Below are 16093 nucleotides of genomic sequence, written 5' to 3' on the forward strand. Positions count from 1 at the left end.
CTGACCGGAGCCAAGTTCAAAACGACATAAGGATTGCTCGTGAGCGATGTGAGCAGCTCGGCATTGCGCGCGCTGATGGCGCGCGTGCCGTCGGTGGACAAGGTGTTGGCGTCGGAAGAATTCGTGCCGCTCATCGGCGCATACGGCCGCACCCAGGTACTCAACGCGCTGCGCGACGCGCTCGATGCGTGGCGCATCAGCGCGCAATCGGGCGATGCGGCGGCCAACCCGGCGGTGAGCGCGCTCGATACCGCGCAGCTGCATGCGACGGTCGCCGCGGCGCTGCTCGCGCGTAACGCGTCGCGGCTGCGCAGCGTGTTCAATCTGACCGGCACCGTGTTGCACACGAACCTCGGCCGCGCGCTGCTGCCCGATGAGTCGGTGCGCGCCGTGATGAGCGCGCTCACGCAACCGGCCAACCTCGAGTTCGATCTCGCCACCGGCACGCGCGGCGACCGCGACGATCTGATCGACGATCTGATCTGCGAGCTGACCGGCGCCGAAGCGGCGACCATCGTCAACAACAACGCCGCCGCGGTGCTGCTCACGCTGTCCGCGCTCGCGGCGAAGAAGGAAGTGGTGGTGTCGCGCGGCGAACTCGTCGAAATCGGCGGCGCGTTTCGCATTCCCGACATCATGAGCCGCGCGGGCGCGAAGCTGCGCGAAGTCGGCACGACGAACCGCACCCATCTGAAGGACTATGAACAGGCGATCAACGCGCGTACCGCGCTGCTGATGAAAGTCCATGCGAGCAACTATGCGATCAGCGGCTTCACGAAGGAAGTCGGCATCGAAGAGATCGCGCCGCTCGCGCACGCGCGCGGGCTTGCGGTCGCCGTCGATCTCGGCAGCGGCACGCTCGTCGATCTCGCCGAATGGGGCTTGCCGCGCGAGCCGACGGTGCGCGAGACCGTCGCGGCCGGCGCCGATCTGGTCACGTTCAGCGGCGACAAGCTGCTCGGCGGCCCACAGGCCGGGTTGATCGTCGGGCGGCGCGATCTGATCGCGAAGATCAAGAAGCATCCGCTGAAGCGCGCACTGCGGGTCGGCAAGCTGACACTCGCGGCGTTGGAGCCTGTGCTCCAGCTGTATCGCGCGCCGGAGAAGTTGACGGAGCGGCTGACCACGCTACGGCTCCTCACGCGGCCCGCCGAAGATATTCACGGCGCCGCGCAGCGCGTGTTACCGGCGTTACAGCAGGCGATCGACGCGCGCTACAGCGTGGCCGCGGAGCCGATGTTCAGCCAGATCGGCAGCGGCGCCTTGCCCGTCGACGTGCTGCCGAGCTATGGCCTCGTCATCAGGATGAGCGACGGCAAGCGCGGCGGCCGTCATCTGCTCGCGCTCGAAAAGCAGTTGCGCGAGATGGCGCGGCCGGTGCTCGGCCGGATCGCGGACGACGCGTTGCGGCTCGATCTGCGCTGCCTCGAAGCCGCCGACGAAGCGCAATTGATCGCACAGCTGATCGCGCAACCGAAAAGCAGCTGAAGGACGGGCACGCATGATCGTCGGTACTGCTGGGCATATCGACCACGGCAAAACGAGCCTCGTGAAGGCACTCACCGGCGTCGACACGGACCGGCTCAAGGAAGAAAAAGCGCGCGGCATTTCGATCGAGCTCGGCTACGCGTACGTACCGCTCGACAACGGCGACGTGCTCGGTCTGATCGACGTGCCGGGCCACGAAAAGCTCGTGCATACGATGACCGCAGGCGCGAGCGGCATCGACTTCGCGCTGCTCGTCATCGCCGCCGATGACGGCGTGATGCCGCAAACGCGCGAACATCTGGCGATCGTCGAACTGCTCGGCATCCGGCGCGGCGCAATCGCGTTGACGAAAGTGGATCGCGTCGACGACGAGCGCCTGCGCGAAGTGCGCGATGAAGTGAGTGTGTTCGTCGCTGGCAGCGTGCTGCGCGACGCGCCGGTATTCGATACCTGCGCGACGCGCGCGGGCGATGCGGGCGTCGCCGCGCTGAACGCGCATCTGCACGAGCAGGCCGCCGCATGGCGCATGAAGCGCGACGACGGCCTGTTCCGCCTCGCCGTCGATCGCGTGTTCACGCTCGCGGGGCAGGGCACGATCGTCACCGGGACCGTGGTGGCGGGCAGCGTGAGCGTCGGCGACACGATGCTGCTCGCGCCGAAAAACGAATCGGTGCGCGTGCGCAGCATCCACGCGCAGAATCGCCCCGCCGAAACCGGTCGCGCCGGCCAGCGTTGCGCGCTGAATCTGGCGGGCATCGAGAAAAGTGCGATCGAGCGCGGCGACTGGATCGTCGATCCGCGACTGTCGCAAGCGAGCGAGCGCATCGACGTCGCGTTGACGCTGCTCGCCGACGCGCCGCACGCGCTCGAACATTGGGAGCCGCTGCACGTGCATCTCGGCACGCAGCATCAGGTTGCGCATGTCGCGCTGCTCGAAGGCGACACGCTCGCGCCCGGTCAGCGCGCGCGCGTGCAACTCGTGTTCGAGCTGCCGCTGTGCACGGTGCCGGGCGATCGCTTCGTCGTGCGTAACGCTCAGGCCAATCGCACGGTGGGCGGCGGGCACGTGCTCGATGCGTTCGCTCCGGCGCGCAAGCGGCGCTCGCCGGAGCGCTTCGGCTGGCTGGACGCGATGCAGACGCTGCTCGACACCGGCTCACTCGACGCGCTGTTCGCGCGCGCGCCGCACGGTTTGTCGCGGGCGTTGCTGGAGCGCCTCACGGGGATGCCGGCGGCGGCGCTCGCGTTGCCCGCCGCGACACGCACGATCGAACTGCCGGGCCATGACGCGCTGCTGGTCGCGGACGCGACATGGCACGCGCTCGAGGGGCGCCTGACGAGTGCGCTCGCGCAATATCACGAGCACTCGCCCGACGAACTCGGCCCGGACGTGTCGCGCTTGCGGCGCATCGCGGCGCCACTGGTCGACGACGCCCTGTGGCGCGCGCTGGTCGACGATGCGGCGGCGCGTGGCGAGCTCGTCAGACTCGGACCGTGGCTGCATTTGCCCGGCCACGCCGTGACGCTCGACGCTGCCGATCAGGCGCTTGCCGCGACGCTACTGCCCGAGATCGAGGCGGGGCGTTTCGATCCGCCGTGGGTGCGCGAGCTCGCGAACGCGCACGGTGTGCCGGAGGAGCGCGTGCGTCAGTTGCTGCGCAAGCTCGCGCGTCAGGGCGAGCTGTTCCAGGTCGTGCATGACCTGTTCTATCACCAGCAGGTGATTCGCGAACTTGCGTCGATCGCGGCGGCGGAGGCGCACAAGAACGGCGGCACCGTGGCGGCCGCGCCGTTTCGCGACGCGACCGGGCTTGGCCGAAAACGCGCGATCCAGCTTTTGGAGTTCTTCGACCGGGTTGGGTATACTCGCTTCCACCGCGGCCTGCACCTCGTGCGCACGGATAGCCGCTGGCTCGATCTGCCTTGATCTGGCTGGCGGTCTGTTTCTATCGGGCACGCGTCATTCAATCACCGTAGGAAGGCATTCGTATCCGGTGGTGCGGCTGGGCTTCAAACCCAGTTGAGGGCGTCAGACGCTCTCGGGTCGGTTCGACTCCGGCTGCCTTCCGCCCCATAGGCCTTCCCGGGCATTCCGATATCTTCCGAAAACGTCCTCTAGGCCGCTGATTTTAAAGCGGTTTATGGGTAACGGCGTGCTTGCTGATTCCGGTAAGGTCCCACACAATTTACACACGAAGTATGGGTAGGAAGATGGGTAAGTGGGTAGGAGGGAATCATGTCAGGACGACAGTTGCACCGGCTCAGCGCACTGCGGATCGCGAAGGAGGTGGCCCCGGGCCATTACGCCGACGGCGGTGGTCTCTACATGCAGATCGCTTCCTGTTTGCGTCCATTGACAATGGTGTCCGCGCCGGCCGTTGCGATCCCAGTAGCGATCGCGATGCCGATACCCCCGGTGGACGCGCTCACAATGGCGGTCTTGCCCGATAGATCGATGATCACTGGCTTGCTCCTTGTAGAAACTTCATGTGCTTATGTCCGCGAGGCAGATTCATCCGTTGCTGCAGGCGGCGCCGTGCGGGCTCTCTAAACGTCGGTCAGCCGGCGCAGGCTATCGCCACCCAGCGGCATGTCGCGCAAGCGCTTTCCGGTCGCGTCGAACAACGCGTTGCCGAGCGCGCCGGCGGTCGGCCCCATCGACGCTTCTGCGGCGCCGAGAAAGGGCGCACCCGGCCGATTGATCAGATGCACGTTCAAACTGCGCGGCACGGCGGAATACCGCAGGATCGGGTAGCTGCTCCAGTCGAAGCTGCGGATTCGAGATGTGTCGAACCGCAATTCTTCATAGAGTGTCCAACTTGCGGATTGAATCACGCCGCCTTCGATCTGGTTGCGGATGCCGTCGGGGGTGACGATCTGCCCCGCGTCAACCGCGACTTCGGCGTGTTCGAGAATCACCTGGCCCGTCTCGGGCACCACGGATATCTCCACGGCCATCGCCACATACGACATCAGGTTCTTGTACTTGCCGAACGCAAAGCCGACGCCGTGATTGGCCTTGCGCGGCGCGCGCGGCCAGCCGAATTTCTCGGCCGCGAGCCGGATCACGTCTCGGGCGCGCGGATCCTGCATATGCTTGAGCCGGAACGCGACGGGGTCGGCGCCGGCTGCGGCGGCCAACTCGTCCATGAACGTCTCGATCGTGAAGACGTTCATGTGCGCGCCGAGCGAGCGCATCGCCGACGTTTGCAACGGCATGGTCGGCGAGAAGTTGTTCATCACATGCATGTTGGGGAACGCGTACAGCGGAATCGCGTTGCGGTCGCCGCCGCCTTCGGGCTGCATCATCGGCACCGACGGCGCCGGCACGAACGGTTTCTCCAGCATTCGCGCGGGAAGGAGCCGGCCCGCGTTGACGATCCGCTCGTTGTGCGAGCTGCTCCACAGCGCGTAGTCCCAGTTGACGATGCTGCCGCTCGCGTCGAGCGACGCGCTCACTTCGGTGACCATCGCGGGTGTGAAGTGATCCCAGGTATGTTCCTGTTCGCGCATCCATTGCACACGAACCGGTTGGCCCGCCATCTCGCGGGCGATCAAGGCGGCGTGCGATGCTACGTCGTCCGCGCCGTTGTGCCCATAGCAGCCCGATCCTTCGACATGAACGCAGCGCACATTCTCTTTCGGCAGCGACAGCATTTCGGCGAGCGCATCGCGCAGCGGATAGACGCCTTGCGAGTGCGTCCAGACCGTCATGGTGCCGTCCTTGAACTGCGCGACTGAGCAGGACGGGCCGATCGAACCGTGCATCATGTAGCGCTTGGTGTACTTCGCGCTCAGCGTTTTGGCGGGTGTGCCGGCCGCATTGTGCGTATTCGCGATCTCGATGTGTTGCGTGGAAATCGTCTTCAGATCGCGGTGTACTGCAGCCGGGTCGGGCAATGTGCGTCCGGCGCTCCACTGACTTCCCGCGGCCAGCGCGCGCTGCGCCTGCACCGCTTGCCATTCGCCTTTGGCGACCACCGCCAGCATGCTGCCGTCCCTGATCACCTTGACGACGCCCGGCATCTTCAGAATGTCGGGCGTATTGGTCTTCAGCAACTTCGCAGCATAGACCGGCGGGAGCACCACTCGCGCATGCAGCATGCCCGGCATCGACATGTCCTGCACATAGCTCGGGCCGCCCGTCACCTTGCCCGGGATGTCCAGGCGCGGCAATGACGTTCCGATCGTCACGAATCTGGCTGGGTCTTTCAACGGCGACACCGGCGTCGCCATGCGATGGAGATCCACCGCGCCGACCGCCTGACCGTAAGTCATCGTGCGGCCGTCGGGCGCCTTGATGATGGCGTCCTGAACGGTCAGCACGCTGCTCTCGACACCGAAATGTTTGGCCGCAGCATCGACGAGCAGGCCGCGGACCTGGGCAGACGCGTTCAGCAAGGCGCTGCCGCTGTCGACGATGGTGTGGCTGCCTGCCGTGAGTCCCTCGTCCGGCGAGGCGCCCGTATCGGCGGTCAAAAACGTGATCAGCGAGGGCGCCATGTCCAGCTCCTCGGCTGCGATCTGCAGCAGCGCGGTGCGTACCCCGGTGCCTAATTCCACCTTGCCGGTGTAGACAGTCACCTTGCCCGCGGGATCGATCTTGATCCATGCATCGAGGAACGGATTGGTCTTCAGACTGCCCGCGAGCGTTTCGGTCGCTTTCGCCACGTGTACCGCAGCGCCTTCGTCCGCGATCACCTCCTGCGCCATGGCCTTGATACCGGGGAACAGACTGAAGCTCACCACGAGCGCGCCGGACATCATGAAGCGGCGGCGTCCCTCGTTAATATCGTCTTCGTTGACGCTCATTGCGTGCCTCCGTGGGTCACCGCGCCTTGAGGCGGGGTGGGCGTAGCGTCGGATGCGGGCAGGTGCGCGACTTCGCGGATCGCAGCGAGGATGCGCATTTGGGTGCCGCAACGGCAAAGATTCGGCTCCATGTGTTCGCGCAGTTCATTCTCGGTCGGCCGCGGGTTGCGCTCGAGCAGGGCCTGGGCGCGCATGATCATGCCGGCGATGCAATAGCCGCACTGCACGGCCTGATGTTCGATGAAGGACTTCTGCAGCGGGCCGGGATGTTCGACCGTGCCGAGACTTTCGATCGTGCGCACGGGGCGGCTGCCGATCGACGACACGGGAATGAGGCAGGAAAATGCAGCCTTGTCGCCCACGATCACCGTGCACGCGCCGCATTGTCCAAGACCGCAGCCGAACTTCGCGCCGTGCAGGTGCAGGTCATTGCGCAGTGCGTAGAGCAGTGGCGTCGACGGATCGATATCCAGCACGTGCTGCACGCCATTGACGGTAAGGTTGATCATCGCGCGTTATTCTCCTTTCTGACTTTGACCACCGTTTCCTCGACGTCCTTCCACTCGCCGCGCTGCGAATAGGTCGCGCGGATATAGGACACCAGGTCGGCGATCTGCTGGTCACTGTAGATTTCGCTGAAGGACGGCATGTAGTTCATGCTGTCCTCGCCGTGCCAGCCGTTGCCGCTGAGAATCATCTGAGCCGCGTTGCGCGGCGTCGCTGCATTGATGGCGGTGCTGAACGCGAGCGTGGGGCGCTCGCCAATCGATTGCATCGGTGCAGCGGGACCGTGGCACTGGGCGCACGATGCCGCGAACAGCAGTGCGCCGCGCTGGGCCTCCGGTGACTTCTCGCCTTGCGCTGCTGCGTTGGACGACACACCGGCGACGGCCGGCTGCGGCTTCTGAATCGACAGGATGTAGGTGGCGATGGCCTGCACATCCTCTTCAGGCACGGTAGCGAGGTCGCGCGTGACGGGCAGCATCGGGCCGGCCGCCGCGCCGTGTTCGCTGGCGCGGCCGCTGCGCAGATAGGTCACGAGCTGTTCCTGGGTCCACGGCTTCGGCGCCGCGCCGAGCGCATTGAGCGCGGGCGCTTCCCAGCCGTCGACGATACCGCCGTCGAATGCGTGTGCCGACTTTTCGCCGCCGATCATATTGAGCGGCGAATGACACGACGCGCAGTGCCCGAGGCCATCCACCAGCAACTTGCCGCGGTTCCACTCGGCGTCTTTCGACGCGCCTGCCACCTGCTCGCCGGGATGCAGGAACAACACGTTCCAGAAGGCCAGTAGAGGCCGGAAGTTCAGCGGAAAGATTAGCTCGTTCGCGGGCGTGGTCGCGTTGACCGGCTCGCGCGTCATCAGGTATGCGTAGGCCGCGGCAATGTCACGATCGGACATACGCGTAAAGTGAATGTACGGAAACGCGGGGTACAACAAGTGCCCGTCGCGGGCCACGCCGTAACGCACAGCTCGCGTGAATGCTTCGAGCGACCAGCTGCCGATGCCCGTTTCGACATCGGGCGTGATGTTGGTCGCGTAAATGGTGCCGAACGGCGTGGCAAGCGGCAGGCCGCCGGCGAACGGTTTGCCGCCCTTCGCGGTGTGACAGACAATGCAGTCGCCGAGCGCCACCACGCGCGCGCCCGCGAGCTTCGTCCGCGTGTCGAACGACGCAGGCGCCGGAGGATTGACCGGGGCAATGGCGGGCTTCCACATCAACAGCAGCGCGCCGGTTAGCGCGGCCACGACGATCACGCCGCCCATCGCCAACAGTCCAGACTTGTGCGTCATCACGTACCTGTCACTGAAGTCATGAATCGAAGAATCCGCACGCACAGGCTGTGCGCGCGGCCGGGAGATGCGTCATGCCTGCACGGCGCGTGCTTATACGGCTTGTGCGTTCTGGCCGGCGCTGCCGTCGAACGGGTAGTCGATATAGCCGGCGTCGTCGCCGCCGTACCAGCCGGCCGCCTTGGGCGTCGCGAGCGCCGCGTGAGTCGCAATGCGCTCGACGAGGTCGGGATTGGCGATATAGGCGCGCGCGAACGCGACCAGGTCCGCCTGGCCGTCGCGGATCAGTTGGTCGGCCTGGTCGATGGCAATGCCGCCGTTGACCATCAGCGTGCCGGAGAACGCCTTGCGTATACGCTCGATGATGCGCGGCAGGTCCGGTGCGCCGCTCCAGGCGTTCGTGTCCGCCGCGTGAACGTAGGCGACGCCGAACTCGTCGAGCATCTTGCCGACGTAGTCGTAGGTGCCGTCCGGATCCGCATCGCGCACATTGTTGTACTGCGCATACGGCGAAACGCGTACGCCGACCCGGTCGAGCGAAACCACCGAGCCGATCTCCGTGAGTATGTCGCGCAGGAAGTTGGCGCGGTTCGCTAGCGAGCCACCGTATCGGTCGTCGCGCGTATTGGTGGTCGGTGACAGGAATTGATGCGGCAAGTAGCCGTTCGCCGCGTGGACTTCGACGCCGTCGAAGCCGGCGGCAATCGCATTGGCCGCGCCTTGTCTGAACGCGCCGATAGCAAGCTTCACCTCGCCGAGCGACATGGCGCGCGACGGCGTGGCGTGGATTCTGGTGTACTGGCCGTTCTGCAATTGCGCCCACACCTGCAACTGGTCGAGATCGTCATTCACGCCGGAGGGCGAGAGCGGTGCCTCGCCGCCAAGCAGTGCGAACGAACCGACGCGCCCGCCATGCCACAACTGCATGAAGATGCGGCCGCCGGCTGCATGCACCTGGCTCGTGATGTGACGCCAGCCCTCGATCTGCTCGGCCGTGATGATGCCCGGCGTGAGCTCGAAGGACGCCGAGGCAGGACTCACATTGGTCGCCTCGGTAATGATCAGCCCCGCCGACGCGCGCTGCGCATAGTATTGCGCCATCATTTCCGTCGGACGGCCGCGCAACGGTGCGCGCGAGCGGGTCATGGGCGCCATCACGACGCGGTTCGGCAAGTGCAGTCCAGGCAGATCGTAGCCGTTGAGCAAAGGGGAAAGAGACGACATGGTGATTCCTTTTTAAACGATTGAACGTCGTTCAGGTGCGTGACGATGCTGGCTAGCGTATCGTGACCGTCACGGGAATTCCTGAAACCAGGCTGAAATCTTGTTAATCCGGAGGGCATACCGCCCGGTTTGCCCCAAATGCCGTCATGCAATGCGTGCGGCGTGCGGACGGCCGATCGCGAGATAGTGGATCAGTGCAATGATCGGAAAGGCCGTCGCGACGCTCGCGACCAACGTCCAGCCACCGTGTTCGTAGAGCGGGCTGGCGAGCGCCGAGCCGAACGCACCGCCGACGAAGATGCTGGTCATATACAACGCGTTCAGGCGGTTTCTGCTTGCCGCATGCAGCGCGTAGATTTCACGCTGACCCAGCACCATATTCATCTGCACGGCGAAATCGAGAACGATGCCGGTTGCGACGAGCCCGATCACGCCCCAGGCCGGATGGATCAACGCCGGCGTGTAAGCGAGTGCGCCCACCACCAGCGCAATCAGCGTCGCGCGCACCGTATGCCCCGCGTCGGCCAGACGTCCCGCCACCGGCGCGGAGGTTGCGCCGATCGCCCCGACCAGCGCGAAGATGCCGATGGCGGTTTGCGAGAGCCCGAACTGCCGGGTCAACTCGATGGGGATCGCGGTCCAGAACAGGCTGAACGAAGCGAACATCAGCGCTTGATACAGCGAGCGGTGGCGCAGCACCGGCATCGTGCGGACCAGATGGCCGAGCGAGCCGATCAGTTCGAAGTAAGTGGCCTGGTGATCAGGCTGGCGGCGCGGAATGGTCAGCGTGAGCACGCTGGTGACGATGGCCATCAGCACAGTCGCGGCACCGAACACCACGCGCCAGCCGAAGTGGCCGGCCACCACGCTGGAGATCGGGCGCGACAGCAGAATGCCGAGCAGCAGGCCGCTCATGATGGTGCCGACCACCTTGCCGCGCGACTCGTCGGGTGCGAGATGCGCGGCGAGCGGGATCAGAATCTGCACGGCGACCGAACTGAAGCCGATCAGCAAGGAAATCACGAGGAACCAGCCCGGCTGATGCACGACCGTCGCGGCGCCGAGACTTGCAATCGAGACCAGCGCGGTGATGATCATCAGCTTGCGGTTTTCCAGCAGGTCGCCCAACGGCACGAGGAAGAACAGGCCGAACGCATAGCCGATTTGCGTCAGCGAAACGATCAGGCTGGCTGTGCCGCCGGACATGTGAATGTCCGGCGCGATCAATTCGGTGATCGGCTGCGCGTAGTACAGGTTTGCGACGATCGCGCCGCAGCAGAATGCGAACAGAGCGATCAGCCCGCGTGTCAGCTTGACATGGCCGGCGCCGCCCGCCGTGATGGATGGTTGGGTTGACATTGCAACTCCCTAAAAGAAAAAACGGAAAATGTGTGCTCAGCGGGCGATGTTCATCAGCCGGCCGCCGAGCGAAATGCCCAGATCGGTCATGAGCCGGCCGCGTTGCAATTGCTGGTTCTCCCAGCGCTTGAGGGTTGAATCGATCGTTGCGCCGTTCTGCCATGTCGATGACAACGCCAGCGCCAAAGCATGGGCATTGGCCGCGGCCTTCGCCGTGCTGCCCGCCGTATGCGGACGCGGAACCGATGCGGCGTCGCCGAGCAGCACCGCGCGGCCGAACACCATCTTCGGCGCTCGCAGGTCGACGATCGGCTGCATGAACGGATCGTCGGTGCTATCGACGAGCGCGCGAAACGTCGGCGCGAGCAGCGCCTGCGCGTCATCCCGCAACTGGTCGATGTCGGCGCGCTTGGTCGCGCCTGGCGGCAACGAAAACGCGCGCGCCACGCCGTGGCGGTCCACCAGCAACTCGTCGAGCTGTTCGCGGCTGTATTTGCGATACCACACCCAGTTCCACCGGCGTTCGCCAGGCACGCTCGAGTCGTGTTCGCCCGGAATCAGATAGGCGAGCGCCGAGTGCCCGTCGCCTTGCTGAAAAGTAAACCGGTCACGCAGTATGTTCGCTGCACGCAACGGCAAGTCCGGTTCCTCGACGAGTCCGCGCCACGCGACATAGCCCGCGTAGGCAGGCACGACCTCGGGCAGCAGGCGCCGTCTGAGCGTCGAACGTATGCCGTCGGCGCCGACCAGCAAATCTGCCTGCTCGCTGCGGCCGCTCTCGAACAGCGCGACGATCTGCTCGCCTTCCATGCGGAAATCAACAAAGGTCTCGCCCGTGTGCAGGCAATCCGCGGGCAGCGCATTTTTCATGGCGCGGTACAGCAGGCTCCACGACGTCTGCATCTGCGGCATATACAGTTGTTCGACGCGATTGTCGTCGCGGTCCAGATAGATGCGCTCGCCTGACATCACGCCGGGCGGATCGGGCAACACAACGCCTGCGAACCGGAGTGCGTCCAGCACGTCAGGCTGAAGTACGATGCCGCCGCCGCGGCTTTCGAGCTGATTCGACGAGTTCTCGAACACGTCGACCTGCCAGCCGGCTGCGCGTAAGGCGGTGGCCGAGAACAGTCCGCCGAGCGAGCCGCCGATTACGACGGCACGTGGTTTTTCGAACGATCTCATGCTGCATTCCTTTGTTCCGCCGCGCGCAGCCCATTGGCAAACACGACGGGCGGCTGCGCGCCGCTGATTGCCTTGCCGTCGATCACCATGGTCGGCACGGCCTGAATTCCGAGCTTGTCCGCCTGCTCGCGCGCCGCGTCGATCTCCGGATTGCCGGCAGCGGAGAGCAGATACGCGCGAACCTCGCCCGCATCGAGCGTGTGTTCGGTTGCGATCTCGACGAGCATGTCGAGCGAGCCGATGTCGCGGCCTTCGGAAAAATAGGCGGCGTAGATGGCTTGATAAAGCGCGGCAGTCGTAAGCGGTTCCTTGCGGTTCTGAGCAAACCGCATCAGACGGTGCGCGAGACGTGTATTCGGCGTGCGCAGCACCTTGCCATAGTCGAACGGCGCGCCTGCTGTCAGACCGGCGGCCGTCACCTGCGCATCCATGACTTGCGAGCGCGCCCAGGTGCCGAATTTATGGGTTCGATAGGCGCGCCGGTCCGTGCCTTCGACGGGCATGGAAGGATTCAATTCGAACGGCACATAGCGAATCGAAACAGCCGCGCCGACGCCGGATTCCGCGAGCGCCGCGGAGAGATTCCGTTGGCCGATCCAGCACCACGGACAAATGAAGTCGTAATAGACGTCGACTTGAATGGCTTGCATGTTGCACCCCTCGCTAGTTAATGGATGCAGCTTATATGTTGCGTGAGGCTCGGTGAATGGGGATAAAATGCAACCCCGTGTTGCGTTTATCGCAACCATCTTTGCAACTGCAACATCGCCGAGACCGAACATGGACAAGTTCCTTGCCGTGAAAACGTTGCTGGAAGTAGCTGACGCCGGCGGCTTTTCAAAGGCCGCACAACGTCTCGGCGTGGCCACCTCCTCGGTCACACGACTGATGGACGCGCTGGAGGCCTCTCTGGGGACCGCGCTGCTAACCCGTACGCCCAGAAAGGTCAGTCTCACGGACGCCGGCATTGCGTACGTCGAACAGATCGGCAAGGTGCTCGACGATCTGGCCGAAGCTGACGAGAGCGTCTTCGACAGCGGCGCGTCGCCGGTCGGCTCGCTCAGAATCTCGGTGCCGTCAACCTACAGCCGCTTGCGGCTCGCGCCGCACCTCGCGGCTTTCCTCTCCGACAATCCGCGTGTATTCCTCGACGTTGTCGTCGCGGATCACTTCGTCGATCTCGCGCTCGAGCGGATCGACGTCGCGATCCGGATCGGCCTGCAAGATCGCGACGCCAATCTGATCGTCAGAAAGCTCGCCGACAATCCGCGCTACGTCGTCGCCAGCCACGACTATCTCGAACGATGCGGCATGCCTCGGACACCGCAGGCACTCGACGCGCACGAGTGTCTTCGCTTCGCTTACGGTGGCGGCTATCGCACTCGCCAGGTCTGGGCCTTCCGGCGCGAAGGTGTGGCGCAGCGCGTCGAGGTGCGCGGTCATCTGTTGTCGAACAGTCTCGACGTCCTGCTCGAGGCGGTGATGGCGGGACGCGGCATTGCGTTGCTGCCCGAATGGCACGTCGACGCCGAGATTCGTGCGGGCCGCCTGTTGCGCCTGTTCGAGAACTTCGAAGCGAGTCCTCATCAAGGCGATGCAGTCGTCTATGCAGCGTATCTGCCCAATCGCCGTCACTCCAGAAAAGTGCACGCGCTCATTCAGTTTCTCGAAGCGCGGCTTCACGCCACGCTCGAAGGGTGATCGGCGACGCGCCCACGTGCCACGTCTCACTACCGTTCGCCTATCCACGTGCGCGATGCCGGGTCATACAGCTTTACGCATTCCGCCCGGATTCGAACAGGAACCACACGCGTTTCTCCGCTTCGTCGATCCAGTTTTCGAGCAGACTCGCCGTGGCGACATCGCCATATTCGTCGCATAGCGAATGCGTCTCGCGCATGTAGCCGGATAGCGCCAGATTGTCCTCACGCAATTCGGCGAGCATGTCAGCTGGCGTCACGAACTCCGCATTGTTGTCGAGAATGCGCTGCAGCTTCGTGATCTGGCCGGTCGAGTGCAGCGTCCGGCCGCCGAGCTTGCGCGCGCGTTCCGCGATCGGATCGGTGGTCGCGAAGATCTGCTCGGACTGGTCGTCGAGCAACAGGTGATAGTCGCGGAAGTACGGGCCCGACATGTGCCAATGGAAGTTTTTCGTCTTCAGATAGATCGCGAACACGTCGGCTAGCAGTGTGGTCAACGCGGCGGCGATGTCACGTGTCGCGTCTTCGGTCAGGCGACTCGGTGTTTTTAGCGGCGCCGCGCGACGTGCTGCTGCGTTCAGTTCGTCTTTCATGGCTTTTCCTTTTGAGGTGTCAGCCGGTGAAACGGGTGTTTCCGAATCCGGCACCTGAAGTGTAGGAACGCCGCGCACATAAAGTCCTGCAGAAAATATGAAATGTTCTGAGCGGCCGTTCGCCACGCGCCATGCCGCCGATTTCCTGGTTGTTATTTTTTTAAGAACGATTAAGGAGTTCAACAAGGACTCTGGGAAAAACCGTCGATAGACTGAGTCTCAGTTTTTCTCGCACTTCAAGCGAGTGCGACATGTCCTCCCATGCTAACCAGCCCTTTAGGATGCACAAAGCCATGGCAAATCCGAAACTCGAAGTCCTGACGCCTGCAAACTCGCAGATCATTTTTATCGACCAGCAGCCGCAAATGGCTTTCGGTGTCCAGTCGATGGACCGCCAGGCGCTGAAAAACAACGTGGTCGGTCTCGCGAAGGCTGCGAAGGTGTTCAACATTCCGACCACGATCACGTCGGTGGAAACGGAAAGCTTCTCGGGCTATACGTACCCCGAACTGCTGGACGTGTTCCCGGATCACAAGGTGCTCGACCGCACGTCGATGAATTCGTGGGACGACCAGAAGGTCCGTGACTCGCTGGCTGCCGCCGGCCGCAAGAAGGTCGTCGTGGCGGGTCTCTGGACCGAAGTCTGCAACAACACGTTCGCGCTGTGCGCGATGGACGAAGGCGACTACGAAATCTACATGGTCGCCGACGCGTCGGGCGGCACCTCGAAGGAAGCTCACGACTTCGCGATGCAACGGATGATTCAGGCCGGCGTGGTGCCGGTCACGTGGCAACAGGTGCTGCTCGAATGGCAACGCGACTGGCGGCACAAAGAGACCTACGACGCGGTCATGAAAATCGCCAAGGAACACTCCGGCGCGTACGGAATGGGCGTGGACTACACGTACACGATGGTGCACAAGGCGGCTCAGCGTACGGCTCAGCAGCACGAAATCCTGGCGCCGGTGCCGGCTAAGGTGAAGTAACCAGCGCATTAAACACATCGCGCGGAATTCGGGAGCGGAACATGTGGGTCCCGAATTCCGCACGGGTTGGCGCCCGTTTCATCCGCATTCGCCGATGCGGGGCCGCCGGAAGTGCCGGCCGGCAAGGCCGCGCTGGTGAAACACCCCGACGTGTCCGTGGGCCCGCAGTACGACACGACTCACGTGTATGTCGCCTCGGCGGACCTCGACGCGTTCGTCAACAGCTTCCTTGCGACGTTCGGCGGCAAGGCGTCCCCGCGCGCCGTGTTTACGGTGACGCCCACGCCGAGCAAGACCGCCTCGCAGTACGTGCAAACGCCGGTCGGCATGCTGTCGGTGTTCGGCTTCGAAGCGCCGATTCCATATCCGTTCGGCAATGAGCGAACCGGCTATCTGGTCACCGATATCGATCAGGCGGTCAAGGCGGCGCGTGCGGCCGGCGCCGATGTCCTCGTCGATTCGTTTGACGACCCGATCGGCAAGGACGCGGTGATCCAATGGCCGGGCGGTCTGACGATGCAGCTCTACTGGCACACCAAGGCGCCCAACTACGCGCCGCTGCTCGATCAGGTGTTCGATGCCTTTGCGTAGCAGCGGTTCGCCACCGGTCAGGCGGATCTTCTCGATGCCCAGTTGCGTAAAGGTCTTGCACAGCGCATGCATCTGATCGAACGACAGCCATTCGGAAGCCGACAGAAACGGGTAGCCCGGCCTGAAGACCTCTTTCGGCATGCAGTAGGTGCAACGGAAGTTGCACTGGTCGATCACCGAAAGGCGCAGAACCTCGAGCGGCCGCGCCAGGGCGTCCACGAGCAGCTCGGTCAGGCGGACGTCCGTCCAGGATAAATTGCCGTGCCCTGTCTTCTTCCGCTCGATCTTGCCCACTGTGACTCCCTTCGCTGCTGTGGCGAAAACGCCTGCCGGCTGGCCGGTATGGCGGATTCCAAAGGC

General features: G+C 64.1%; 12 protein-coding genes, 1 tRNA gene and 3 pseudogenes. 6 read left to right on the forward strand and 10 right to left on the reverse strand.

What is annotated here, in order from left to right; genetic code table 11:
• Positions 1-39 precede the first annotated feature (39 nt).
• The 3 genes from selA to OKW30_RS24860 all read left to right on the forward strand — a co-directional run bounded on the left by selA (position 40) and on the right by OKW30_RS24860 (position 3557).
• Positions 40-1488: an L-seryl-tRNA(Sec) selenium transferase gene (gene selA, locus OKW30_RS24850; RefSeq protein ID WP_184073735.1), complete on the forward strand. Its 1449-nt coding sequence runs from the start codon at positions 40-42 to the stop codon at positions 1486-1488.
• 13 nt (positions 1489-1501) lie between these two features.
• Positions 1502-3415: a selenocysteine-specific translation elongation factor gene (selB, locus tag OKW30_RS24855; RefSeq protein ID WP_429347889.1), complete on the forward strand. Its 1914-nt coding sequence runs from the start codon at positions 1502-1504 to the stop codon at positions 3413-3415.
• 49 nt (positions 3416-3464) lie between these two features.
• A tRNA-Sec gene (locus OKW30_RS24860) sits at positions 3465-3557 on the forward strand.
• A 262-nt stretch (positions 3558-3819) separates the two neighbouring features.
• Here the strand turns inward: OKW30_RS24860 and OKW30_RS24865 are convergent.
• From OKW30_RS24865 to OKW30_RS24900, 8 genes and pseudogenes are all read right to left on the reverse strand, one after another.
• Positions 3820-3951 (reverse strand): annotated as a pseudogene (locus OKW30_RS24865) (oxidoreductase); the annotation flags it as partial.
• Between the two features lie 84 nt (positions 3952-4035).
• Positions 4036-6300: a molybdopterin cofactor-binding domain-containing protein gene (locus OKW30_RS24870; RefSeq protein ID WP_429347890.1), complete on the reverse strand. Its 2265-nt coding sequence runs from the start codon at positions 6298-6300 to the stop codon at positions 4036-4038.
• Positions 6297-6809 (reverse strand): (2Fe-2S)-binding protein, encoded by a 513-nt coding sequence (locus OKW30_RS24875; RefSeq protein ID WP_429347891.1) that lies wholly within the window; start codon positions 6807-6809, stop codon positions 6297-6299. The genes OKW30_RS24870 and OKW30_RS24875 overlap by 4 nt, the downstream gene beginning before the upstream one ends.
• Positions 6806-8095: a c-type cytochrome gene (locus OKW30_RS24880; protein WP_429347892.1), complete on the reverse strand. Its 1290-nt coding sequence runs from the start codon at positions 8093-8095 to the stop codon at positions 6806-6808. Before OKW30_RS24880 ends, OKW30_RS24875 begins: the two co-directional genes overlap by 4 nt.
• A gap of 93 nt (positions 8096-8188) precedes the next feature.
• The gene (locus OKW30_RS24885; protein ID WP_184073721.1) at positions 8189-9319 is read right to left on the reverse strand and encodes an alkene reductase; all 1131 of its coding nucleotides are present in this window, start codon (positions 9317-9319) and stop codon (positions 8189-8191) included.
• Positions 9320-9463: 144 nt separating this feature from the next.
• Positions 9464-10678, reverse strand: a complete 1215-nt coding sequence (locus OKW30_RS24890; protein WP_429347893.1) for an MFS transporter — start codon at positions 10676-10678, stop codon at positions 9464-9466.
• A 36-nt stretch (positions 10679-10714) separates the two neighbouring features.
• Positions 10715-11863: an FAD binding domain-containing protein gene (locus OKW30_RS24895; RefSeq protein WP_429347894.1), complete on the reverse strand. Its 1149-nt coding sequence runs from the start codon at positions 11861-11863 to the stop codon at positions 10715-10717.
• Entirely contained in the window at positions 11860-12513 is a 654-nt protein-coding gene (locus OKW30_RS24900) for a DsbA family oxidoreductase (protein ID WP_429347895.1), read from the reverse strand. The genes OKW30_RS24895 and OKW30_RS24900 overlap by 4 nt, the downstream gene beginning before the upstream one ends.
• Positions 12514-12643: 130 nt before the next feature.
• Here OKW30_RS24900 and OKW30_RS24905 point away from each other — a divergent pair, with 130 nt between their 5' ends.
• Positions 12644-13564, forward strand: coding sequence for a LysR family transcriptional regulator (locus OKW30_RS24905; protein ID WP_184073715.1), 921 nt, complete (start codon positions 12644-12646; stop codon positions 13562-13564).
• 73 nt (positions 13565-13637) lie between these two features.
• On the opposite strand, the gene OKW30_RS24910 is transcribed toward OKW30_RS24905, so the two are convergent.
• Positions 13638-14156 carry a Dps family protein gene (locus OKW30_RS24910; RefSeq protein ID WP_184073713.1) on the reverse strand — a complete coding sequence of 173 codons (519 nt, stop codon included), beginning with the start codon at positions 14154-14156 and terminating at the stop codon, positions 13638-13640.
• A 293-nt stretch (positions 14157-14449) separates the two neighbouring features.
• On the opposite strand from OKW30_RS24910, the gene OKW30_RS24915 reads away from it, so the two are divergent.
• A complete protein-coding gene (locus OKW30_RS24915; protein WP_184073712.1) occupies positions 14450-15142 on the forward strand; it encodes a hydrolase in 693 nt (230 codons plus the stop codon).
• Between the two features lie 54 nt (positions 15143-15196).
• Positions 15197-15703: pseudogene (locus OKW30_RS24920) on the forward strand (glyoxalase); the annotation flags it as partial.
• Between the two features lie 45 nt (positions 15704-15748).
• Here the strand turns inward: OKW30_RS24920 and OKW30_RS24925 are convergent.
• A pseudogene (locus OKW30_RS24925) lies at positions 15749-15874 on the reverse strand (GTP 3',8-cyclase MoaA); the annotation flags it as partial.
• Positions 15875-16093: the final 219 nt, after the last annotated feature.

Source organism: Paraburkholderia sp. Clong3 (assembly GCF_050436485.1).
Classification (GTDB): Bacteria; Pseudomonadota; Gammaproteobacteria; order Burkholderiales; family Burkholderiaceae; genus Paraburkholderia; species Paraburkholderia tuberum.